General features: G+C 44.9%; 22 protein-coding genes. 7 read left to right on the top strand and 15 right to left on the bottom strand.

Annotation, left to right across the window (positions count from 1 at the left end):
- Positions 1-67: 67 nt before the first annotated feature.
- From arcA to aspA, 4 genes are all read right to left on the bottom strand, one after another.
- Positions 68-1,291 (bottom strand): arginine deiminase, encoded by a 1,224-nt coding sequence (gene arcA, locus AB4133_RS16270; RefSeq protein WP_017068850.1) that lies wholly within the window; start codon positions 1,289-1,291, stop codon positions 68-70.
- An 805-nt stretch (positions 1,292-2,096) separates the two neighbouring features.
- The gene (locus AB4133_RS16265) at positions 2,097-3,545 is read right to left on the bottom strand and encodes a YfcC family protein (protein WP_017062726.1); all 1,449 of its coding nucleotides are present in this window, start codon (positions 3,543-3,545) and stop codon (positions 2,097-2,099) included.
- A gap of 510 nt (positions 3,546-4,055) precedes the next feature.
- Complete coding sequence (locus AB4133_RS16260; RefSeq protein ID WP_017061168.1) at positions 4,056-5,363, bottom strand: anaerobic C4-dicarboxylate transporter; 1,308 nt, start codon at positions 5,361-5,363, stop codon at positions 4,056-4,058.
- 180 nt (positions 5,364-5,543) lie between these two features.
- Positions 5,544-6,995: an aspartate ammonia-lyase gene (aspA, locus tag AB4133_RS16255; RefSeq protein ID WP_017063668.1), complete on the bottom strand. Its 1,452-nt coding sequence runs from the start codon at positions 6,993-6,995 to the stop codon at positions 5,544-5,546.
- A 284-nt stretch (positions 6,996-7,279) separates the two neighbouring features.
- Between aspA and AB4133_RS16250 the strand changes: the two genes are divergently transcribed.
- A complete protein-coding gene (locus AB4133_RS16250; RefSeq protein WP_012604974.1) occupies positions 7,280-7,804 on the top strand; it encodes an FxsA family protein in 525 nt (174 codons plus the stop codon).
- Between the two features lie 189 nt (positions 7,805-7,993).
- On the opposite strand, the gene trmL is transcribed toward AB4133_RS16250, so the two are convergent.
- From trmL to AB4133_RS16230, 4 genes are all read right to left on the bottom strand, one after another.
- Positions 7,994-8,473 carry a tRNA (uridine(34)/cytosine(34)/5-carboxymethylaminomethyluridine(34)-2'-O)-methyltransferase TrmL gene (gene trmL, locus AB4133_RS16245; protein WP_009844716.1) on the bottom strand — a complete coding sequence of 160 codons (480 nt, stop codon included), beginning with the start codon at positions 8,471-8,473 and terminating at the stop codon, positions 7,994-7,996.
- An 83-nt stretch (positions 8,474-8,556) separates the two neighbouring features.
- Entirely contained in the window at positions 8,557-9,174 is a 618-nt protein-coding gene (locus AB4133_RS16240; RefSeq protein WP_372225037.1) for a superoxide dismutase, read from the bottom strand.
- A 76-nt stretch (positions 9,175-9,250) separates the two neighbouring features.
- The gene (cpxA, locus tag AB4133_RS16235) at positions 9,251-10,630 is read right to left on the bottom strand and encodes an envelope stress sensor histidine kinase CpxA (protein WP_017068848.1); all 1,380 of its coding nucleotides are present in this window, start codon (positions 10,628-10,630) and stop codon (positions 9,251-9,253) included.
- Positions 10,630-11,319, bottom strand: coding sequence for a response regulator (locus AB4133_RS16230; RefSeq protein ID WP_017066566.1), 690 nt, complete (start codon positions 11,317-11,319; stop codon positions 10,630-10,632). Before AB4133_RS16230 ends, cpxA begins: the two co-directional genes overlap by 1 nt.
- A gap of 178 nt (positions 11,320-11,497) precedes the next feature.
- On the opposite strand from AB4133_RS16230, the gene AB4133_RS16225 reads away from it, so the two are divergent.
- The 3 genes from AB4133_RS16225 (at position 11,498) to pfkA (ending at position 14,360) form a co-directional block, all read left to right on the top strand.
- Complete coding sequence (locus AB4133_RS16225) at positions 11,498-12,007, top strand: CpxP family protein (RefSeq protein WP_137001893.1); 510 nt, start codon at positions 11,498-11,500, stop codon at positions 12,005-12,007.
- Positions 12,008-12,171: 164 nt separating this feature from the next.
- On the top strand, positions 12,172-13,080 hold the full coding sequence (gene fieF, locus AB4133_RS16220; RefSeq protein ID WP_029235400.1) for a CDF family cation-efflux transporter FieF: 909 nt from the start codon (positions 12,172-12,174) through the stop codon (positions 13,078-13,080).
- A 317-nt stretch (positions 13,081-13,397) separates the two neighbouring features.
- The gene (pfkA, locus tag AB4133_RS16215; RefSeq protein ID WP_017061160.1) at positions 13,398-14,360 is read left to right on the top strand and encodes a 6-phosphofructokinase; all 963 of its coding nucleotides are present in this window, start codon (positions 13,398-13,400) and stop codon (positions 14,358-14,360) included.
- A 370-nt stretch (positions 14,361-14,730) separates the two neighbouring features.
- Here the strand turns inward: pfkA and AB4133_RS16210 are convergent, their stop codons facing one another.
- Together AB4133_RS16210 and tpiA are read right to left on the bottom strand one after the other, a co-directional pair.
- Positions 14,731-15,084, bottom strand: coding sequence for an endonuclease domain-containing protein (locus AB4133_RS16210; protein ID WP_017061159.1), 354 nt, complete (start codon positions 15,082-15,084; stop codon positions 14,731-14,733).
- A 142-nt stretch (positions 15,085-15,226) separates the two neighbouring features.
- Complete coding sequence (gene tpiA / locus AB4133_RS16205; protein WP_017061158.1) at positions 15,227-15,997, bottom strand: triose-phosphate isomerase; 771 nt, start codon at positions 15,995-15,997, stop codon at positions 15,227-15,229.
- Positions 15,998-16,246: 249 nt separating this feature from the next.
- Here tpiA and AB4133_RS16200 point away from each other — a divergent pair, with 249 nt between their 5' ends.
- Together AB4133_RS16200 and AB4133_RS16195 are read left to right on the top strand one after the other, a co-directional pair.
- Positions 16,247-16,594: a 5-carboxymethyl-2-hydroxymuconate Delta-isomerase gene (locus tag AB4133_RS16200; RefSeq protein WP_017061157.1), complete on the top strand. Its 348-nt coding sequence runs from the start codon at positions 16,247-16,249 to the stop codon at positions 16,592-16,594.
- Positions 16,595-16,639: 45 nt separating this feature from the next.
- Positions 16,640-17,068, top strand: coding sequence for a DUF805 domain-containing protein (locus tag AB4133_RS16195; RefSeq protein ID WP_017061156.1), 429 nt, complete (start codon positions 16,640-16,642; stop codon positions 17,066-17,068).
- A gap of 61 nt (positions 17,069-17,129) precedes the next feature.
- Here the strand turns inward: AB4133_RS16195 and AB4133_RS16190 are convergent, their stop codons facing one another.
- The 3 genes from AB4133_RS16190 to glpX all read right to left on the bottom strand — a co-directional run bounded on the left by AB4133_RS16190 (position 17,130) and on the right by glpX (position 19,426).
- Entirely contained in the window at positions 17,130-17,477 is a 348-nt protein-coding gene (locus tag AB4133_RS16190) for a DUF3135 domain-containing protein (protein WP_017061155.1), read from the bottom strand.
- Between the two features lie 122 nt (positions 17,478-17,599).
- Positions 17,600-18,220, bottom strand: coding sequence for a metalloregulator ArsR/SmtB family transcription factor (locus AB4133_RS16185; protein WP_017063674.1), 621 nt, complete (start codon positions 18,218-18,220; stop codon positions 17,600-17,602).
- Positions 18,221-18,418: 198 nt separating this feature from the next.
- Entirely contained in the window at positions 18,419-19,426 is a 1,008-nt protein-coding gene (gene glpX / locus AB4133_RS16180) for a class II fructose-bisphosphatase (RefSeq protein ID WP_017061153.1), read from the bottom strand.
- A 324-nt stretch (positions 19,427-19,750) separates the two neighbouring features.
- Between glpX and zapB the strand changes: the two genes are divergently transcribed.
- A complete protein-coding gene (gene zapB, locus AB4133_RS16175) occupies positions 19,751-19,993 on the top strand; it encodes a cell division protein ZapB (protein ID WP_008219652.1) in 243 nt (80 codons plus the stop codon).
- Between the two features lie 97 nt (positions 19,994-20,090).
- Here zapB and rraA read toward each other — a convergent pair whose 3' ends face one another.
- The gene (gene rraA / locus AB4133_RS16170) at positions 20,091-20,609 is read right to left on the bottom strand and encodes a ribonuclease E activity regulator RraA (RefSeq protein ID WP_017061152.1); all 519 of its coding nucleotides are present in this window, start codon (positions 20,607-20,609) and stop codon (positions 20,091-20,093) included.
- A gap of 73 nt (positions 20,610-20,682) precedes the next feature.
- Positions 20,683-21,600 carry a 1,4-dihydroxy-2-naphthoate polyprenyltransferase gene (locus AB4133_RS16165; RefSeq protein ID WP_017061151.1) on the bottom strand — a complete coding sequence of 306 codons (918 nt, stop codon included), beginning with the start codon at positions 21,598-21,600 and terminating at the stop codon, positions 20,683-20,685.
- Positions 21,601-21,710 lie beyond the last annotated feature (110 nt).

The following is a 21,710-nucleotide window of genomic DNA, read 5'->3' as shown; positions in this document are numbered from 1 at the left end:
GTTCTCTCATTTTGGCCAAGCTGAGATTATTTAAGATCATTCAACTTGGCCGTTTTCGTCTTAGTGATTAGATACCATCACGCTCAATTGGGCAGCTCATGCAGCGTGCGCCACCGCGACCGCGGCCAAGTTCATCTCCAGGGATAGGAAGAACTGTGATGCCTGCTTTATCGTATTTTTCATTGGTGTAGGTGTTGCCTTCGTAGCCAATCACAACGCCAGGTTTAACCGTTAGAACGTTGTTTGCATCGTTCCACTGCTCACGTTCTGCATGGAAGTTGTCACCACCGGTCGTGATTAGGTTTAGCTTGTCTACGCCAAGTGCTTTTTCGATAGCTGTTACGAAGTAGCCTTCTTCTTTCACTTTCACTGCGCCAGACTCATCACCAGTTAGGTTCCAGCACTGTACGTCTTTACTCACCACTTCAGGGTAAACAGAGAACGTATCTTCGTTCATGTGCGTCATAACGGTGTCTAAGTGCATGCAAGAGCGGTGTTTTGGTAGCTGCATTGCGATAACTTGTTTCGCTTGACCGTGTTTGAATAGGCTAGATGCTAAGTGCTCAACACCTTGTGCTGTTGTACGCTCAGACATACCGATAAGAACCGTACCGCGACCGATTACAAGAACGTCACCGCCTTCAATGGTTGAGTTGTCGTAGCTGATGTTTTCTTCATCGCCGAAGTACTTAATGAAGTCTTGGCCAGCAAATGTTGGGTGCCAGCGGTAAATAGCGCGAACGTGGTTGGTTTCACGTTGACGAGCAGGTTTCGCCATCGGGTTGATGGATACGCCACCGTATACCCAGCAAGATGTGTCACGAGTAAATAGGTGGTTTGGTAGCGGTTCGATAATGAAGTCGGTTGGTGCGTGCATGCCTTGCATCATTGAAGATGATTTCATTGGCATCTCAGCGTAAGACAGACCACCCGTTAGGATTTTTGCTAGTTCTAGGTTTGGTAAGTCGCCCAAGTAGCAGCGCACATCATTGGCGAATGTTTTACCCAAACGGTAATCAGATACTTGGCAGGTTAGTAGCCAATCTTTCGCTTCTGACACCGCTAGTGTGTCGGCTAGCAAGTCAGTAAGAAGAAGAACTTCAACACCTTGATCACGCAGCGTTTGAGTAAATGCGTCATGCTCTTTACCAGCACGTTCAACAGCCAGTACGTCATCAAATAGTAAATCGTGACAGTTAGAGGGTGTTAGGTGAGTCAGTGCGCGTCTTGGACGGTGAACTAGAACGCGGCGTAATTGACCTATTTCAGAACCTACATAGAACTTACTCATGATCGTCTCTCTCTTATATATTTGAATTACTTTTATCGCTAAGAGTAATTATTTATTTTCAGTTGAGAAGAATGAATTATTTATTCATATCTCTTGTCTGGAATTAATATTACGCCTGCTAGTCAGGTATTCTTAGAGATCTATCACAAATCGTTTTTTATCCCGCAGCCCTTTAAAATTAAGGGTTTTAACAAACTTTATGCACTTTCAGTTATGAATAATACATTCTAAATAGTTAGCAGTTAGGGAACTTTATGCACGCTTTTTTGACGAAACTTACTAGAATCTAATTTACGAGAGATTATATGCAGAATAGTTTTATTGATAAGAGTGTACTTAGCTTGGAAGTATGCAGTGTTTTTATTTAGATATTTAATTTTGGATGTGGAATTAATTGTTTATTAACAAAGTAAATGCGAATAAAGCTGTTGCGATCACATTTTAAAATCGGCTGTTTAAGTGTGTTTTTTGATAGAAAAGGGCATTAATCCTCGTCTGTTTATTAGGCTATTAATTACTTTAAATATAATTAACGCTAATAAGTGACTAACTATTTGTTTAAACATCATGGTTGAAAATAGAGTGTTATTTCATCAAGAAAATTAGATGTTTAAAAGTAGGATTGATTCTTCTATTGCGAGTGCTTTGAGTTTGGTTGAGCTTGGCTACGAACAGAAGAACCTTGAATATCGCGTGTATGGCTTTGAGGAGCTGTTTCAGTGGCAGAGGGTTACATTGAGAGGGAACAATAAAAAAGCCGCTGTGAGAAGCGGCTTTGGATGAGAAAGGAGTGAAGTGCTGTTAGTTAGATCAGCGCACCAATACTCAGTACAACAATGCAGAACACCATCAATATACCGACTAGTGGCATCACCCATTTAACCCAGCGCACGTAAGGGACACGAGCAATCGCCAAACCACCCATCACCACCGCGGAGGTTGGGGTGATTAGGTTCACCAAGCCAGATGCAGATTGGTACGCAGTGATAACCAAGTCACGACCTACGCCAGCAAAGTCGGCCAGTGGTGCCATGATTGGCATGGTCAGTACCGCTAAGCCAGAGGTCGATGGCACTAAGAACGACAGTAGAATCTCTAAGAAGAACATCACGTTAATGAAGATAACCGAAGAAAGCCCCGTTACCATCTGTTCTGCTGAGAAGAGAATGGTATCGGTGATCATACCGCGGTCCATCACCACTACGATACCACGTGCAATACCTATGATGAGCGCAACGCCAAGTAGGTCGCGGGCACCATCAATGAAGCTGGTGGTAAACTCTTCTTCGCTCATGCGAGCCACAATACCAACGATGATGGTTGCTGCTAAGAACATCGCTGAGATCTCAGCCATCCACCATCCAGCAACGGATACACCATAAATCATTACAGCGAACGAGCCACCAAAAATGGTCAGAATCAGTTTGCGAGTCGCGGTGAATTCAAGTTTTTCGCCGCTCGCATTACCTAAGAAGTGCGCTTTGTTCTCTTCGTATTTGTCGTAGACAATTGATGTTGTTGGATCGGCTTGAACCATTCTTGCGTAACGCATTACGTAGGCAACACAAATACCCCAACCAATAATCAACATCGCAATGCGCAACACGATACCGTCTGTAAATGGAATACCAGAGGCGTTGGCAGCGATCACGGTTGCGAATGGGTTAATCGTTGAACCCAGCACCCCAATACCTGCACCAAGCAGTACGGTCGCAGCGGCAACAAGAGGGTCAAAGCGAGCTGCCATCATTACCGGCACTAGCAATGTATAGAAGGGCAGTGATTCTTCCGCCATGCCGTAGACGGTACCACCTGCGGCAAATAGCGCCATCAGTATTGGTATCATCAACTCTTCTCGCCCTTCTAAGCGGGCGGTGACGCGCTCGATACCGGCATCAATGGCACCCGTTTTGGTTACTAGCCCTAAGAAGCCACCAATGATTAAGATGAACAGCGAAACGTCGATAGCCGCCGCTTCATAGCTATTGTGGTCATAGAAGCCGTCAATAGGCGCGAGCAGTACATCAATCACGCCTTGAGGGTTACCTTCTACCGCTTGATAGGTTCCGGTTACGGGTACTTCTCGGCCTAGCTCTTCATTCATTGCACGGTCGTATTGGCCTGCTGGAACAATCCAGGTAAGCAGTGCGACGAACGCAATCAGAATAAATAGAATGGTGTAGGCAGAAGGGAATTTAAAGTTGGCAAAGAAGCCGCCCTTTTTTTTCTCGCTTGGTATCGTTTGAGTTGTCATGGCTATCTCCTTACATCATCTTAAATAGAAGTGATGTGAATTAGCGACTAATGATTTATAGATTGTAAATACACGGACACTTATAAAGCACTCAACGATATAAAGTTGCTGACTTTAAATTAAGGTTGTTTTTATATTTACTAATCCAAATGAAGTTAGATTTAATTTAGCTGCGGTTATTTTATTCCTTACTCCGGTATTTAAGTTTGGTGCTGTTCACAAAAATAATGGCTAATAAAAGGGCTAAAAAATGGCAGAAAATCGTCAAGGTTTTTTGGTTGGTTAGCTTGGATTAATATTCGTTTTGGATTAACTGGAAGTGGAAGGAGATTGATTTGGTAGGTGTTGTTTATGATTAGGCAGAATAATCTTGGAATTTTATTCAAACTTTATTTTTAGGCGGTTTTTAAAGTTTATAATGGTTATTTGATGCGTATCAAATAACACATTGAGCAGAAAACAAAAAAGGAAGCCGAAGCTTCCTTTTAAATGTTCAATCACCAGCGAATGTTAGATAAACAGACCGCCGAATGCGAAGCCGAGTGCTACCGCAGTACTGATTGTTACCACACCTGGAATGAAGAATGGGTGGTTGAATACGTAGTTACCGATACGCGTTGAGCCTGTGTCATCCATCTCAACCGCTGCTAGTAGCGTAGGGTAAGTTGGAAGTACGAACAGCGCACTTACCGCAGCAAAAGAAGCAACGGCTGTTAGTGGTGCTACGCCAATCGCTAGTGCTGCAGGCATCAGTGCAACTGTTGTTGCGCCTTGAGAGTAAAGCAGCATAGAAGCGAAGAACAGAACAAGAGCCAGCATCCATGGGTAGTCAGCCAGTAGAGCGCCTGCTACGTCTTTGATTTCAGCAACGTGTGCGTTTACAAACGTTGAACCTAACCAAGCCACACCAAGTACACATACACATGCCGTCATACCAGAACGGAACGTTGGTGCTGAAGAAATCTTCGCTGCATCAATCTTAGTGAACATCACGATAGCCGCTGCTGCTGCCAGCATTACAGACATGATCGCTTCGTTACGACCTAGCGCCGGGTTTTCAATTAGGCCAACAGAGCTAGAGATAGCCGCTGCGTAACAAACCACGAAACCAATTGCAGCTAGGAAGATGTACGTTGCTTTCTTCGCTGTAGGTAGAATTTCGCGTTTCTCTTCTGTTGCTAGCTTGATTAGACCTTTCTCTAGACGTTCTTGATAAACAGGATCGTCTTTCAATTCGCTACCCATGTAGTTAGCAACAACCGCACCAACCATACAAGCGATGAAGGTTGTTGGGATACAAACCATCAATAGCGTTAGGTAATCAACACCAAATGGTGCCAACATTGCTGCGAAAGCCACAACTGCAGCCGAGATTGGCGAAGCTGTGATAGCAATTTGAGAAGCGACAACTGCGATAGACAGTGGACGAGAAGGACGAACACCTTGGCCTTTCGCTACTTCTGCAATAACAGGAAGCGTAGAGAATGCTGTGTGACCAGTACCCGCCATTAATGTCATTACAAAGGTCACAATCGGCGCGTAAAAGGTGATGCGTTCAGGGTGTTTACGCAAAAAGTTTTCGGCAATTTGTACCAACCAGTCCATACCGCCAGCAACTTGCATTGCAGCAATTGCGGTGATAACTGACATGATGATCAAGATTACGTCGATCGGGATGAAAGATTGGCTTGTTGGAACGCCAAGAATAAGTGAAAGGGCAATAACACCAGCACCACCGGCAAAACCAATACCGATACCGCCAATTCTGGCCCCCAAAAAGATAAAGAGCAGGACGACAAACAGTTCTACTGCAATCATAAGTAACACCTCATTTAGATTTTATTATGTGAACATTCGCCGCTGGAATGTTCACATAATAGTTCTATGGTTTAGATTCAATTTGGCAAAAGCGCAACCAACGGAAATCCACAAAATAATCATGGTTAACCGTATTGGAGCCTAAAAAAGGGCTCCGTTTGGAACCCTTTCTCGCTAACTTTATTCGTAGCGCTTCGCTTTATACTGAGGATGCATCAAATTTTCAACAGAGAAAATGTCATCAAGTTCTTCTTCGGTCAATAAACCGCGTTCTAGAACTACATCACGAACACTCTTACCTGTTTCTGCACAGATCTTACCAACAATGTCACCTTCGTGGTGGCCAATGTATGGGTTTAGGTAAGTGACGATACCGATAGAGTTAAATACGTGCGCTTCACATACTTCTTTGTTTACCGTAATGCCGTCTACACACTTGTCGCGCAGGTTCACACAAGCGTTTGTCAGAATGTCTAGAGACTCAAACATGCTTTGTGCAATAACAGGTTCCATTACGTTCAGTTGAAGTTGACCACCTTCCGCAGCGAAAGAAACCGTGTTGTCGTTACCTAGAACTTTGAAGCAAACTTGGTTTACTACTTCAGGTACAACTGGGTTTACTTTAGCAGGCATGATTGAAGAACCTGCTTGCAGTTCAGGTAGGTTTAGCTCGTTCAAACCAGTACGTGGACCTGAAGAAAGTAGACGCAAGTCGTTACAGATCTTAGATAGCTTAACTGCTAGACGCTTAAGTGCGCCGTGCGTCATTACGTATGCGCCACAGTCAGACGTTGCTTCGATTAAATCTTCAGCCGCTACACACTCTAGGCCTGTTACTTCTGCTAGGTGTTTCACTGCTAGGCCTTGGTAACCCGGTGCTGCGTTCAGACCTGTACCGATAGCCGTTGCGCCTAGGTTTACTTCAAGCAGTAGTTTTGAAGTGTATTCTAGGTTTTTGATTTCTTCATTGATGGTTACAGCCCAAGCGTGGAACTCTTGGCCAACCGTCATTGGAACTGCGTCTTGAAGCTGAGTACGACCCATCTTCAAAATCGTGTTGAATTCTTGGCTCTTAAGCTCGAATGCACCTTTTAGGTATTCGATCGCATCAATCAGTTTACGAACGCTGTTGTAAACAGAGATACGGAAGCCAGTTGGGTAAGCACAGTTTGTAGATTGGCTGCGGTTTACATGGTCGTTCGGGTTGATGAACTCGTATTGGCCTTTTTCTTTGCCCATAAGTTCAAGAGCCACGTTCGCAACAACTTCGTTTGCGTTCATGTTTACAGAAGTACCAGCACCACCTTGGAAAACGTCCGATGGGAACTGATCCATGCACTTACCCGTGTCTAGAATTAGGTCACAAGCTTGGATGATGTATTTAGCCACTTCGCTTGGAATTACACCTAACTCTTTGTTTGCTAAAGCCGCTGCTTTCTTAGTCATCACCATACCGCGAACGAATTCAGGTACATCTGAGATCGTTACATTTGAGATGTTGAAGTTTTCAACTGCGCGTAGAGTGTGGATGCCGTAGTAAGCATCAGCCGGAACATGACGTTGACCTAATAGATCTTCTTCGAGACGAGTAGCTTGAGGAGCTTCAACTTGAGCTTCTGATTGAGTAGCCATAACAGGATCCTTAGAGAATTATTCTGATTATATAGTTAGTTATTAGCCTATTCTGTGTGCAAATACTCCGTTCGCTAGAATATTGGGCTGATAAATCCGTCCTGACTTATGTGGCACATGATACTGTACTTAGCGCATAAAAATATTAAGTGGATCACCTTTTTCGGTTTTGTTTCGTCAATATTTTGCAAAGTTATTCTTGGTCAATAAACACGCTTATTTACAGGATAAATTTGAGATTGTTAGGGCTTTCAGCGTAAACTGCAAGTAACAAAGGAGGGCGTGTGTTTCCTATCTTATTATTACTATTTATCTTCGTACCCATCATTGAGATTGGGCTATTTATTCAAGTTGGTGGCTTCTTAGGATTGTGGCCAACTATTGCGTTGGTTTTGATCACTGCATTTGTGGGTGCATCGCTGGTTCGTAGCCAAGGCATTCAGACACTTATGTCTGTGCAAGGTCGCTTGCAACAAGGCGAAATGCCAGCACAACAGATTCTTGAAGGCGTGATGCTTGCAGTTGCCGGTGTATTGCTGCTGACTCCGGGTTTTATGACGGACGCACTCGGTATGTTGGTATTATTGCCAGCACCAAGAGCGATGATTGCCAAGAAAATGATGGAAAAAATGGTGGTGACCAACATGTCTGGTGGTTTCCATGCCGGTGGACAAGCTGGTTTTGGCCAGAGCCCATTTGGACAAGACCCATTCAATCGCGATCCATCTGACCAATCAAAAGACGGCAACACCTTTGAAGGTGAGTTTGAGAAGAAAGACGACGACAACGATCGTAACCGCTTAAACTAATTAATTTTTTCTCTCTTTATATAGAGGGAAAACAGAAAAGGCTCTTACCTTTATCCTTCGCAAGAAAGTGATAATGGTAAGAGCCTTTTTTATTGTCTGTCGCGAGCTGTTACTTACTGTTTACTATCGATAACAGATAACAGATAACAGATAACAGATAACAGATAAAAGATAAGCTTGAGTGTTCGGTTATACCGCGCCTTCAAAACCCATTTGTCGCCATGCTTCAAAAGCAATGATTGCCACTGCGTTAGACAGGTTCAGGCTGCGCGCGTCTGGCATCATTGGAATACGAATGCGTTGTTCCATTGGCATACTTTCGATGAATTCAGCAGGCAGCCCGCGAGTCTCTGGGCCAAACATCAACACATCACCTTGTTGGAATTTTGCATCAACGTGGTGACCTGTCGTTTTAGTAGTGCAGGCAAAGATGCGGAAATCACCCTCACGTTCATTCTCTAGATACTCAAGGAAAGCTTCTAGGTTCTTGTGACGCTTAACTCGCGCAAGGTCGTGGTAATCCAATCCAGCACGACGAACCTTCTTCTCTTCAAAATCAAAGCCAAGCGGTTCAATCAGGTGCAGGTTTGCGCCGCAGTTAGCACATAGGCGGATGATGTTACCCGTATTGGGTGCAATTTCTGGTTCGTATAGAGCGATATCAAACATGTTGGTTCACAAGAGTAATCAAAGATAGCCCGAGTATACGGTGGCAAGCTGAGTGAGTACAGTTCGCCACCGTCACCATTCGCTTACGCTTGGTTCGTTAGTGCTTGCGCGTAGTTTTCAGATACGGCATTCCAATTCACCACGTTCCACCATGCATTGATGTAATCAGGACGACGGTTTTGGTAGCTGATGTAGTAGGCGTGTTCCCAAACATCGAGCGCGAGAATCGGTTCGCCATCACTCGCCACGGTATCCATCCACGGATTATCTTGGTTCGAGGTTGAGATGATCTTCAGTTGCCCTTGCTCTACCACTAGCCAAGCAAAGCCGGAGCCAAAGGTATTGATCGCCGCTTGGGCGAACTGATCTTGGAATGTCTCGAAATCACCGAAGGTACTCTTGATAGCCTCACCAAGCTCGCCCGTAGGTTCACCACCACCGTCTTGCGACATGCAATTCCAATACAAGATGTGATTGTAGTAGCCACCACCATTGTTACGCACGTCAGGGCTGTGCTGAGATATGTTGGCAAAGATCTCGGTCAGAGATTGCTGTTCTAGCTCGCTGCCAGACACCGCCGCAACAAACTTATCGTAGTAGGTTCTATGGTGCTTGCTGTAATGCACTTCCATCGTTTTAGCATCAATGTAAGGTTCTAGGGCATCGTAAGCGTAGGGTAGTTCAGGGAAAGTGTGCGACATGGTAAATCCTCCATAATTAGAGGATTCACCATAATGATAATAGCAATCATTATCAACTGCGATCTTTGTAGGGGTATTACACCGGTAAGATAGGCAGGGTGATTTCGAGTTGTAATCCACCGAGCTGGCTGCGGGTTGCGGTGATGGTTCCGCTGTGTTGGCGAATCGCACTTTCAGTAATGGTTAATCCAAGCCCTGTGCCGCCAGAGTTTCTGTCACGCGCTGTTGAGACACGGTAGAAAGGTCTGAAGATAGAATCGAGTTCATCCTCTGGAACACCATCACCATTATCATTGACGCAAATTGTTAGCTGATCTTGAACCACATGGAACTGTACATCCACTTGGTCTTTACCGTAGTAGATGGCATTGCGTGTAATGTTGTCTAGCGCACTCATCAGCAGTTTAGGGTTCCCCGAAATAGAGCGTTCTGGGATCTCCGAGAACGTCAGTTGTTTGCCCATCTGTTCGGCTTCAAACTCTGCGTCTTTTAAGATCTCTTCCCATAGGCTAGAGATAGGCTGAACCTCACGAGTAATGTGGCTGTCGACCTGCATGCGCGATAGCGTCAGTAGCTCGCTGATCATCTGTTCCAGACGTTGTGCTTCGGTATCGATACGTTCAAGTTCTTGGCTCTCACCCTGTTTACGAATTGCCAGTGCGTTGGCCATACGCAGGCGAGTCAGTGGTGAGCGTAGTTCGTGTGAAATATCAGAGAGTAGGCGCTGCTGCCCTGAGATCATCTGGTTCACCGCTTCGACCATCTGGTTAAAGCTCTCACCTGCTTGTCTGAATTCAGACGTACCTTTTTCAAGTGTTGGATCAACTTCAAACTGACCTTTCGCTACACGTTGAGCAGCGCGCTCAAGCCTACGAGCAGGTTGGCTGAGTGCCCAAGCTAACCAAAGTAATAGCGGGGTACTCGCCAACATCACGGCAAGCAATAGCTGCAGAGGTCTATCAAACAGGCGCAGTAAGAATGGCGGTGGTTGGTTCCACTTCACTCCGGCATACATCAGCAACTCTTCACCAGCGAGAGTAATTGGCACTGGCCCTGCGACCATGTAGTGTCCGTAGAGTTTTTGCTTCGGTATCTCAGGGTTATCAATCGAGGTAACAAAGTTACGAATCGCCTTTAGCTTATAGTCTGAATGCCTTTTCGAGGTAAGGACTGCGCCCTCAAGATCGGTCAGGTAGATGCGAGCTCTAGAATCCTTGCGGCTGCGTGGCGCCTCCAGTTGGAAGACAATCTTGCCCAGATTAGGTTCTTTGGCGTAGCGTTTCTCTGTGATTTTAGCGATACGCTCGAGTTTATCGAGGTGATCTGCGGGCACATCTCGCGCGACTCGAGGGTCTAAATGGGGAAGTGACAGCACCGACAAAAGCACCAGTAACATGGTGAACCAAAAGATAGCAAAGATACGTCCATATAAGCTGGTGATTTTAGGTATACGCATTAATCTTCCTCTACCAATAAGTAGCCACGGCCTCGTAAGGTTTTGATACGTGATTTGCCGTCAGTGCGCTCAGGAATCTTCTTACGTAGATTAGAGATGTGCATGTCTATCGCGCGGTCAAACGCTGCGAGCCTTTTACCCAGCACATCCAAACTCAATGCTTCTTTGGTGATCACTTGCCCTGGGTTTTGGATAAGGTGACTCAGTAGGGCGAACTCGGTTGTGGTGAGGTCGATGAGCTCCCCATTGCAGTAGGCTTCTTGTTTGCCCGGGAAGACTTCGATGTCTTGATATTGAACTCTATCACTGGCCGCCTTAGGTGCGGTGTTGGTTTGAGTACGACGCAAGATAGCTCGAATACGAGCTAACAACTCTCGGTCACTGAAAGGTTTAGGCAGGTAATCATCCGCGCCAAGTTCAAGACCAATCACACGGTCGATCTCTTCGCCTTTTGCGGTCAGCATTAGTACCGGCGTTTCCCAATTTTCCCTCAGCTTTTTTAGCGTTTCCATGCCATTAAGGCGCGGCATCATCACATCCAAAAGGACCAGATCAATCTCATCATTGATCGCTTCAAGCCCGGCATAGCCATCATTGGCTTCGGAGACAGTGAAGCCCTCAAAGCTCAAAATGTCTTTAAGTAAGCTGGTTAACTCTGTGTCGTCATCAATAAGAAGAATGTTCGCCATTGGGAAGCCTTAATCATTTAGTTAGGTTAATAATACTGCTAATTATTCGTCAACTTTCACTCTTTACGATTCTTTACGCTTTCTAAACGTCACTTTACGAGGGAAAGACTAATCTATATTCAAGCGCTGAGAAACAGACGCAACACATGACTTATTATACCGAATTGAGGCAACAATTATGAAAATGACTAAGAAACTTGTACTAGCAGCTGCGGCACTTCCACTTATTTTTGGTACAGCAAGCGCGTATGCTTACGGTGGTGGTGATAAAGGTGACCACAAAGGTATGCACGACAAGTGTGGCGGTTTCGATAAAAAAGTAATGCGCCAACTAGACCTAACCGACGCTCAAAAAGAACAGTTAAAAGAGATGCGTGAAGCAGACCGTGCTGAGATGAAAGCAAAGCGCGGTGCAAACAAAACGGCAAAAATGGCGCAAATGAAAGCGCATCACGAAAAGGTTCAAGCATTGGTACTTGCTGACAACTTTGACGAAGCAGCAGCAAACGACCTAGCAAGCCAAATGGTTGAGAAGCAAACTGAGCGTCGCGTAGCAATGCTTAAGAAGCAACACCAAATGATGAGCGTACTAACGGCTGAGCAAAAGACTCAACTGAAAGAAATCCAACAAGAGCGCATGACTAAGTGTGCTGAAAAAATGGGAAAACGCATGAACAAAGACAAGTAATTCATTGCTTGAAAAATCAGCGTTGAATGAAAGTGTTTAGAAAGAAGCGGCCGAGTGCCGCTTTTTTTGATCCTTAAAAATGAATGTTTTACATCATAGCTGTCATATTCAATTGGTTGTTTGCAGGTTATACTTTGTGCTATCAGTCACTTTATAGCCAAGTTATGAAACAAGAATACGCACGTTTAGTTACGCTCGCCGCTTGGGCAGCCACCACCATCGCCACTATTTTATTGATAGTGAAAGTCGCAGCGTGGTGGGTAACAGGTTCTGTGAGTCTGCTGGCTTCCGTCGTGGATTCAATGCTGGATATCGCGGCCTCTGTCGTTAACCTTATCGTGGTTCGTTACTCTCTGCAGCCTGCCGACAAAGAGCACACCTTTGGTCATGGTAAGGCTGAATCTCTCGCTGCATTAGCGCAGGCAATGTTTATTTCAGGCTCTGCATGTTTCCTTATTCTCAATGGTATTGAGCGCTTCTTCCGACCTCATGAACTGAATTCTCCAGAGATTGGTATCTATGTCAGCTTATTTGCGATGGTGATGACCTTCGGTTTGGTTCGATTCCAAAAGCATGTGGTCAACAAAACAGGCAGCCAAGCTATTGCGGCCGACTCTCTGCACTATCAATCAGACCTTTATATGAACGCTGCGATCATGCTGGCACTGGCATTGAGCTGGTTTGGGATTGGTCAGGCGGACTCAGTATTCGCGGTCGGTATCGGTATCTACATTCTGTACAGCGCTTATCAAATGGCGATGGAAGCGGTTCAGTCTCTGCTTGATCATAAGCTGCCAGATGATGAGCTGAAACAGATTAAAGAGACATCATTGAGCGTGGAAGGCGTGTTGGGTGTGCATCAATTACGAACGCGTCGCTCGGGGCCAATACGCTTCATCCAACTGCATCTAGAATTGGAAGATAATATCCCACTTATTGAAGCGCATCGCATTTCTGACGAAGTAGAGGCTAAGCTTATCTCCGTGTTCCCTGATGCTGATGTATTAATTCACCAAGACCCGTATTCGGTCGTATTTGGACCAGAGAAGCAGCAGAAATTCCACTCGTGGTAATGCGTGCTAAAAATCAGCGGGCAAATGGTAAGTGGGTGGCTTTTGAACTAAAGTGAGTAAAAATTACTAACTGTTAGGTGATTCAAAAACCACCTTAGTAACAATTAATGTTGATTCTGATGTGAATCAACAAAGTTATTGAGTAAAACTGTAATACTCTTACAGAAGTAGAAATGTTACATAATTTTACGCGATTTGAGTGCTATTCCTGTTGAGGAAATGTAACATAACGCACAAATATAGATTTAAAATCTTGTTGATATACAATCAGCAAGAACAAGAATTGAATAATAGATTCCCAAAAATCGAGGGTGAGCATGATTAAGAAGATCGGTGTTTTGACCAGTGGTGGTGACGCTCCAGGTATGAACGCAGCAGTTCGCGGCGTTGTTCGTACTGCGTTATCAGTTGGCATTGAAGTTTACGGTATTTACGATGGCTACCAAGGCCTTGTTGAAGACCGTATCGAAAAGCTTGACCGTTCAAGCGTATCTGACGTGATCAACCGTGGTGGTACTTTCTTAGGTTCTGCACGTTTCCCTGAATTTAAAGACGTTGCTGTTCGTGAGAAAGGCATTGAGAACCTTAAGAAACACGGTATCGAAGCACTTGTTGTTATCGGTGGTGACGGTTCTTACATGGGTGCTAAGAAGCTGACTGAAATGGGTTACCCATGTATTGGTCTTCCAGGCACAATCGATAACGATATCGCGGGTACTGACTACACAATCGGTTACCTTACAGCGCTTAACACGGTTATTGATTCAATTGACCGTCTACGTGACACGTCTTCTTCTCACCAACGTATTTCTATTGTTGAAATCATGGGCCGTCACTGTGGTGATCTTACGCTTATGTCAGCAATCGCGGGTGGTTGTGAGTACATCATTACTCCAGAGACTGGCCTAGATAAAGAACAGCTTATCAGCAACATCCAAGATGGCATTGCGAAAGGTAAGAAGCACGCAATCATCGCTCTAACTGAGCTAATGATGGATGCTAACGAACTGGCTAAAGAGATTGAATCTTCAACAGGTCGTGAAACTCGTGCAACGGTTCTTGGTCACATCCAACGTGGTGGTCGTCCTACTGCATTTGACCGTGTATTGGCTTCTCGCATGGGTAACTACGCTGTTCACCTTCTTCAAGAAGGTCACGGTGGTCGTTGTGTGGGTATCGAGAAAGAAGAACTTGTTCACCACGACATCATCGATTGTATCGAGAACATGCAGAACCCAGACCGTTCTGAGCTGTTCCGCGTTGCAGAAGAGTTGTTCTAAGCCACGCTTAGCGTTCGCTTAACAAATTTAAAAACCGCTGATTATTCAGCGGTTTTTTTGTGCCTGCCGTTCTTTAGATTCATTGTAAAATCCCCTCCTAGCCTCCCCTTATGTCAGGTTTCTAGATCCCTTTAGCTTTCATTGGAAAGGGGAGGAACCGTTCCGTAGTTGTTGGAGCATATACCGACTACAACTAATTTTAGCGATTAACGTAAGCTTTCCTATTAGCGATTTATTGAACATTTTATGGTTTCAGTAAGCCTAGGAACCTAAGTGAACAAAGAAAGTTCTCCCCCTTTACCTTAGATCGGCAGGGTAATCGAAAATGTTGAAATAAGGGGGAGTTAGAGGGGGATGCGTACACAGAAGTTTATTTGGGGATTGAATTCATGATTTTCACCAAAACTTCTTCAAGATTCTGATTAACTTCATTATTGGTAAAGCGAAGCACCTTGATTCCAATCTTGTTTAAGTCTCGTGTACGCTGATGATCGTAAGCCTGTGCTTGTTCTGAAAAGTGGCTATTACCATCTATCTCAATGGCCAGTTTTAGTTCACAGCTGAAGAAATCCACGACGTACTTTCCGATGCTATGTTGTCTGCGAAACTTAATACCAAGCTGCTTGTTCCGTATATAAAACCATAGCTTGCGTTCTGGTTGAGGCATGTTGTTTCGGAGCTGTTTTCGAAATGTGTTTAGATGAGCTTGTGTATAAATCTTCATAACGCAGTCTAATAAACCGGAATGTTATTAAGTTACAAAGAGCTCAGTGCAAAAAAGAGGTTGGGAGTGGCGGTTTTCGAGCGAGATCAAAAAAGGCCAACCTAAGTTGACCTTTCATCTAATCTAAACGGTGAGGTTTAAATTAAGCTTTTGCTTCAGCTGCTGCTTTAGCGATAGCTGCGAAGCTTTTCGCGTCTAGAGCTGCGCCGCCAACTAGAGCACCGTCGATGTCTGGTTGTGCGAAGTAAGCTGCTGCGTTTTCTGGCTTAACAGAACCGCCGTATTGGATAACAACTTTCTTAGCAACTTCTTCAGATTTCTCTGCGATGTGTGCACGGATTTGAGCGTGGATGCGCTGTGCATCTTCAGCTGTAGCTGCTTTACCAGTACCGATAGCCCAGATTGGTTCGTAAGCGATGATAGCGCCTTCAAGAGCTTCAACACCTTGAGTGTTGATAACAGCGTCAAGTTGACGAGCACATACTGCAACAGTTTCGCCTGCTTCGTTTTGTGCTTCAGATTCACCGATACAAAGAACTGGAGTTAGGCCGTTCTCTTTTAGGAATGCGAATTTCTTAGCTACGAACTCATCTGATTCGTTGTGGTATTCACGACGCTCAGAGTGACCGATGATGATGTGAGATGCGCCGAACTCTTTAAGCATTGCTGGAGACATGTCGCCAGTGAATGCACCGCTGTTGTTTAGGTCAGAGTTTTGAGCACCTAGGATGATCGCGCTGCCCGCTTCAGTAAGCGTACGCTCTGCTAGATCAACGAAAAGTGCTGGTGGAGCAACTGCTACGTCTACGCCTGTTACGCCTTCAAGTTCAGCGTTAAGACCGTTTAGTAGATCAACAACCATTTCTTTGCTGCCGTTTAGTTTCCAGTTACCCATAACTACAGGATGACGCATAGGAATATCTCCAAAGTATTTAAATAAATCGAATGTAAAAAAGTAAACTTTATTACGAAATAATATAACAGATTAATATCAACAGATCATGACTGTGGTCATGACTTTCTTGGATCTTACTCAATGGTCAGAGTAGATTTTGAGCATATATCAGTGATCCGGCAGACAGAATAATAGCTAACTTCTCGGATTTTTCATCGTTAGTTGTTATTAAGGGACAAACGATTGCGTTAACAACAGGAAGTAACAATGCCGAATCTAGTTCTAGAGTACTCCAATTCAGTGGATGAGCGAGTAAATATCCAAGGCTTACTGGAAGATCTCCACCAAGTCGCTCTCACATGTGGCTTGTTTGATGTGCCATCAGTGAAATCTCGTTCACTGCGTTGCCATAATTGGTTGGTCGGTGATGAGGAAGATAGTGTAGACTTTATTCATATCAGCTTTGAGTTACTTTCGGGACGAACGGAAGAGCAAAAGCGAGAATTGTCACGATCGTTAATGCAGATCCTGCAAGAACAAGCGAGTCATGTAAGAAGCTTAACGGTGAATATTCGTGATATGGATAAAAGTTGCTTTCAAAAAGTAATAAACTAACCATTGCTGCTGACTTTTAGCGGCGTATAAATTTGAGTATTTAAGATGTCGATGAAAGAATTACTGCTCTCTTTCAAGGGGAGAATTGGTCGTAAGACTTACTGGATTTGGAATGTTTTCTACTACATAGCGATTACCGGTTTTGCTTCAGGTATCTCTGTGTTGTTCCCTGCTTACTCTTATATCCTGCTACCAATCATCCTATTGATGCTTGTGATCCCAGACCTTGCGGTAACCGCTAAGCGCTGGCACGACCGCAATAAGTCTAATTACTGGCTACTATTGAATGTGCCATTAGTATTGGGTCGTTTAGCTTCGCCAATGGTTGCAACGACGACAGAGCCGGTATCGCCAATTCATATGGCGGCAACCGTCGCGGCATTAGTGTGTGGTTTCTGGATTCTGATTGAGTGTGGTTTGTTGAAAGGTACAGAAGGCCGTAATGACTACGGCGAAGACCCATGTGAATATTGAACAGCGAACCAATAAGAAGGGGGCATTACGCTCCCTTTTTCTTTTTAGTGCTTTGCTAATTTCAGTACATTTTAGGTTCGGTATTCGGCTTAAAAGGCACGACATTTTCAGGCAGAGATTCTTCAAAGCCGCAGCGCCCTTCGAGTGCATCTTGGAACTTACAGACCTGACAGCGCAGCTCTTGCATGAGTACGACATTGGCGTGGTGTGGGTTTTTACAACGGCTAACCACTAAGTCGATGTGACTTTGCTGCGCACGAAGTCGGTCTTGCATCACGTCTGAAGCCGAACAAATCATCTGTTCGCACATCTCGTGTTTGAATTGATTGAATGCTTTCGGGTCGCTTTTCGCGAGTTGGACAAGTTCATCAAAGGGTGGCAGTTTTTGAGCGGGTTGTGGATGCGCCATCATTCCTTCCTTAGCATTAAGCGTGTTTCATATGCTCTAAGCTTAAGAAAGAAATCTGTACAAATTTTAATCTATTTGTATTTTCTCAATATTGAGACGGTATTAGCCGATTACCTTTGCAATCAAAGGGCGGGTGTTAAGGTGTAAGTGCAGCGTCGTTCGCCAGCAATGATGTGCTCTGTACGGCTCACGTGACACTCATCTTTTAGTAACTCAGTAAACACGTTGAGCTCAGATTGGCACAGGCTAGGGCAGCGAGTTGCAGCCTTACAGATAGGGCAGTGGTTCTCAATCAAGATGTAGTGATCATCATGCTCTTGAAGCTCAGCCATGTAGCCTTCGTCTTCACGAAGCTGGGTGAGTTTTTTAAGCTTGCTGATGAGTGAATCACAGCCAGACAGCGCAGTTTGATACTGCTTAAGAGTGTGTTGTTCACGCTCGGCAGCAACCTTAGCCAGCCCTTCTTTACCAAATAGATTCTCGACAGCATCAATCACTTGAATGGTGAGTTCACCATGTCGGTCTGAAAATTGGTTATGACCTTGTTGAGTCAGGGACCAGTGGCGAGTCGGGCGACCCACTTTCACTTTCACATCATGAAACGCAAGAATACCGTCATCTTCCAGGCTTTGCAGATGTTGCCTTGCCCCCATTGTCGTCATGCCAAATTCTTCTGACAGTTGTTTCGCGGTTACCGCGCCTTGACGCTTAATGGTCTGTAAGATTCTGTCGCTTGTTTTCATACTATCCCTACCTAATGAACCTTACTATTATGAGGCAAGGTGTTTATAAAGCAAACCATTTACTATATTGATGATAATTTACTCTATAGATAGCGTTTTACTCTATTGGCTGCCATGGTCAGATTCTGGTGCGCTAATAAAACAAAAGGCTGATACTAGGTATCAGCCTTGGAATATTCTGTTTCACCGAATTTAGGCTTACAGGATATGACCTACTACTTCTGGATCTTTACGCTCTAGGTAGTGGATAGATTTGATGCGGCGAATTGTACGGCAGCGGCCACGGATAAGCAGGGTTTCTGTGGTTGCGATATTACCTTGACGAGAAATACCTTCTAGCAAGTCACCCTTAGTGATGCCTGTTGCTGAGAATACAACGTTGTCGCTGCGTGCCATGTCTTCCATCTTCAATACGATACCCGCCGTTACGCCCATTTCTGCGCAGCGCTCAAGTTCAAGTTCACCGTGCTTGCGGTTCTCTTCTGTGTCGCCTTTCACTTCGTGGCGAGGTAGAAGACGACCGTGCATGTCGCCGTCGAGTGCGCGAATTACCGCCGCCGAGACCACACCTTCAGGTGCGCCGCCGATGCAGTACATGACGTCTACTTCACTGTCTGGCATACAGGTTAAGATAGAAGCCGCAACATCACCGTCTGGCACAGCAAATACACGAACGCCCATTGCTTGCATGTCGGCGATGACTTGATCATGACGAGGCTTAGCAAGCGTGGTTACGACTAGAGTATCAAGTGTTTTACCTAGTGCTTTAGCGATGTTTTCTAGGTTTTCTGTTAGTGGCAGTTCTAGGTCAATCACGCCTTTAGCGCCAGGGCCAACAACCAACTTTTCCATGTACATATCAGGCGCTTTAAGGAAGCTGCCTTTTTCGCCCGCAGCCAATACAGCCAATGCATTTGATTGGCCCATTGCTGTCATGCGTGTCCCTTCAATTGGGTCAACTGCGATGTCGACAGCGTCGCCGCCCACACCTACGTTTTCGCCGATGTATAGCATAGGTGCATCATCGATTTCACCTTCGCCGATAACAATCTCACCGCTAATTTCGGTTTTGTTTAATAGGCTACGCATTACTTCTACAGCAGCGCCATCTGCAGCGTTTTTATCGCCACGGCCAAGCCACTTGTAACCAGCTAGTGCTGCACCTTCTGTGACACGAGAGAATGACATTGCTAAATCGCGTTTCATGCGGACTCCAAAATTTTCAAAGGGGGAATAGAAATTTCGCGGCGAATTTTACCATATCCAAAAGGAAACGTTTGCCTTTTTGTTTTTTGGAGATTGCTCTCGATCAATTCGCAGTGGAAAACAGTTATTATTCATCAAAATAATCGGTTTGCCGTTGTGGCGGTAATCGTTCACGTCAATATTCGGTAAAAAGTGCTGTTTTTTTCATCGAATGGCGCAAAATATCGAATATATTGAGTGTTTATCCTTGCTCTGCTGAGTAGAATGGGGAAATAAGTGGAGTGAACCTTCACCATCAAACGGATAACTTAAAGGTAGGCCAGAATGTCTTTTGAAGTACTAGAGCAGCTAGAAGCAAAAATTCAAACAGCAGTAGATACAATTGCACTTCTTCAAATGGAAGTGGAAGAGCTTAAAGAAGAGAAACAAGCACTAGCAACAGAAGCTGGTGAGCTTAAAGCAAGCCGTCACGAGCTAGAGCAAAAAACTCAGCAAATGCAGGAAGAGCATTCAGCATGGCAAGATCGCATCCGTAACCTTCTTGGTAAAATGGATGAAGTAGAGTAATCGACTCTTCAGATTTAAAAAAACGCCCGCTACTCAGTAGCGGGCGTTTTTGTTTGTGTTCTTATGATTTGTTTTATTATTTGAAGCTGAGTGAGAGTTACTCGACGTCTTCTTCCTCGACATCCAAATCGAGTTCTACATCTAGAGGTTCGGCAGAAAGAATGATGCCAGTGTTGTCTGCGTAGAGGTAATCTTCAGGTAAGAAGGTCACGCTGCCAAAGTTCACTGGAACGTCTAATTCACCGACACCTTCTTGGCTCGCACCAACAGGGATAGAAGCCAAGGCTTGGATACCTAGGTTCATGTCTTCAAGCTCATCGACTTCACGAACGCACCCGTAAACCACAATCCCTTCCCACTCATTGTCTTCGGCAAGTAGGGCTATCTCAGCATCGATCAGCGCTTTACGTAGTGAGCCGCCCCCATCGATTAACAACACACGCCCCAGACCGTCTTGCTCTAGTACAGAGCGAATCAAAGCGTTGTCTTCAAAACACTTTAATGTCGTGATCTGTCCTGCGAAGGATGCACGTCCACCGAAGTTGCTGAACATTGGCTCCACGACATCAACTTGATCCAAATATATGTCGCACAGTGCTGAAGTGTTGTATTCCATTAGTATACCTTTTGAACAATGAGCTTACTTTGAGTATATCGGCGCTTGATCCCTTTGCAATGATTAGTCTCATTTAACTCAATAGAGTTTGAGCTACGACAACCCCTGCAAACAATAGGTTAGTGACCAGTGAGCATTTCACAATCACGGGCATCATTGGTGCAATTTGCGCTGGCTTTTCGGTTTCCCAAACGGCTTTGCCATGCTTGTAAACAATAATAATGCTCAGCAAAAACGGCAGGCTGATCCAGACCGGCTTTTCTTGAATAAGCAGGTAGATAGCGAAAGACGCAAGGGCGAGGCCAAGCAGAGCAAAATGATAGTGTTTGGCTTTGCGTTGTCCTAGGCGAACCGCCATGGTGCGCTTACCACATTCGCTGTCGTTTTCGATATCACGCATGTTGTTGATATTGAGTACCGCAACCGCCATCAAGCCACAGCCCAATGCCGGAAGGAATAGGCTTGGTTCAACATGGCCAGTGTGCAAGAAGTAAGTCCCTGAAACACCTAATAAACCGAAGAAGATAAATACCGATAAGTCGCCAAGGCCAATATAGCCATAAGGCTTATTACCGACGGTATAAGCGATGGCAGCAACAATGGCTAATATGCCTAACGCAATGAAAGATAAGATACTTTCAATCGAGGTTAAGGCATGAAAAATAAGAATCAGCCCAGCGACCATAGTAAACACGATGTTGAGGATGATCGCTTGCTTCATGGTTTTCGCTGTTACCGCGCCAGATTGCATGGCACGTGTTGGCCCCAGACGATTTTCGTTGTCTGTGCCTTTTACGGCGTCGCCATAGTCATTGGCTAGGTTCGATAAAATCTGTAATAGGGTGGCGGTTAAAAATGCCAGTAGGGCTATCGATAAAGAAAACTGACCACCGGCGAACGCTAAACTACTTCCTGTAAGAATAGAGACAAGTGCGAGAGGCAGAGTTTTTGGTCGTGCGGCATCAAGCCAGATCAGTAGAGATTGTTTCATCGTAGGTCTAATTCTTTGTAAGTCTTCGTTTCATACTGTGATTTGAGTATACGCCCATTTTTCGGGTAATAAAAAGCCCACTCGAAAGTGGGCCTTGAATTCGCTTATTA

The organism is Vibrio sp. 10N.286.52.F8 (genome assembly GCF_041468745.1).
In the GTDB taxonomy this organism is placed as follows: Bacteria; Pseudomonadota; Gammaproteobacteria; order Enterobacterales; family Vibrionaceae; genus Vibrio; species Vibrio crassostreae_C.
This window is presented reverse-complemented; position numbering and strand designations above follow the sequence as displayed.

What these genes read in the sequence shown, in the direction of transcription:
- zapB (WP_008219652.1), top strand. Translation starts at nt 19,751, where the DNA reads ATGTCTTTTGAAGTACTAGAGCAGCTAGAAGCAAAAATTCAAACAGCA.
- AB4133_RS16240 (WP_372225037.1), bottom strand. Translation starts at nt 9,174, where the DNA reads ATGTCGCACACTTTCCCTGAACTACCCTACGCTTACGATGCCCTAGAA.
- cpxA (WP_017068848.1), bottom strand. Translation starts at nt 10,630, where the DNA reads ATGCGTATACCTAAAATCACCAGCTTATATGGACGTATCTTTGCTATC.
- AB4133_RS16200 (WP_017061157.1), top strand. Translation starts at nt 16,247, where the DNA reads ATGCCGAATCTAGTTCTAGAGTACTCCAATTCAGTGGATGAGCGAGTA.
- aspA (WP_017063668.1), bottom strand. Translation starts at nt 6,995, where the DNA reads ATGGCTACTCAATCAGAAGCTCAAGTTGAAGCTCCTCAAGCTACTCGT.
- AB4133_RS16230 (WP_017066566.1), bottom strand. Translation starts at nt 11,319, where the DNA reads ATGGCGAACATTCTTCTTATTGATGACGACACAGAGTTAACCAGCTTA.
- tpiA (WP_017061158.1), bottom strand. Translation starts at nt 15,997, where the DNA reads ATGCGTCATCCTGTAGTTATGGGTAACTGGAAACTAAACGGCAGCAAA.
- AB4133_RS16195 (WP_017061156.1), top strand. Translation starts at nt 16,640, where the DNA reads ATGTCGATGAAAGAATTACTGCTCTCTTTCAAGGGGAGAATTGGTCGT.
- glpX (WP_017061153.1), bottom strand. Translation starts at nt 19,426, where the DNA reads ATGAAACGCGATTTAGCAATGTCATTCTCTCGTGTCACAGAAGGTGCA.
- AB4133_RS16190 (WP_017061155.1), bottom strand. Translation starts at nt 17,477, where the DNA reads ATGGCGCATCCACAACCCGCTCAAAAACTGCCACCCTTTGATGAACTT.
- trmL (WP_009844716.1), bottom strand. Translation starts at nt 8,473, where the DNA reads ATGTTTGATATCGCTCTATACGAACCAGAAATTGCACCCAATACGGGT.
- AB4133_RS16165 (WP_017061151.1), bottom strand. Translation starts at nt 21,600, where the DNA reads ATGAAACAATCTCTACTGATCTGGCTTGATGCCGCACGACCAAAAACT.
- AB4133_RS16260 (WP_017061168.1), bottom strand. Translation starts at nt 5,363, where the DNA reads ATGATTGCAGTAGAACTGTTTGTCGTCCTGCTCTTTATCTTTTTGGGG.
- fieF (WP_029235400.1), top strand. Translation starts at nt 12,172, where the DNA reads ATGAAACAAGAATACGCACGTTTAGTTACGCTCGCCGCTTGGGCAGCC.
- arcA (WP_017068850.1), bottom strand. Translation starts at nt 1,291, where the DNA reads ATGAGTAAGTTCTATGTAGGTTCTGAAATAGGTCAATTACGCCGCGTT.
- rraA (WP_017061152.1), bottom strand. Translation starts at nt 20,609, where the DNA reads ATGGAATACAACACTTCAGCACTGTGCGACATATATTTGGATCAAGTT.
- AB4133_RS16265 (WP_017062726.1), bottom strand. Translation starts at nt 3,545, where the DNA reads ATGACAACTCAAACGATACCAAGCGAGAAAAAAAAGGGCGGCTTCTTT.
- AB4133_RS16225 (WP_137001893.1), top strand. Translation starts at nt 11,498, where the DNA reads ATGAAAATGACTAAGAAACTTGTACTAGCAGCTGCGGCACTTCCACTT.
- AB4133_RS16185 (WP_017063674.1), bottom strand. Translation starts at nt 18,220, where the DNA reads ATGAAAACAAGCGACAGAATCTTACAGACCATTAAGCGTCAAGGCGCG.
- pfkA (WP_017061160.1), top strand. Translation starts at nt 13,398, where the DNA reads ATGATTAAGAAGATCGGTGTTTTGACCAGTGGTGGTGACGCTCCAGGT.
- AB4133_RS16210 (WP_017061159.1), bottom strand. Translation starts at nt 15,084, where the DNA reads ATGAAGATTTATACACAAGCTCATCTAAACACATTTCGAAAACAGCTC.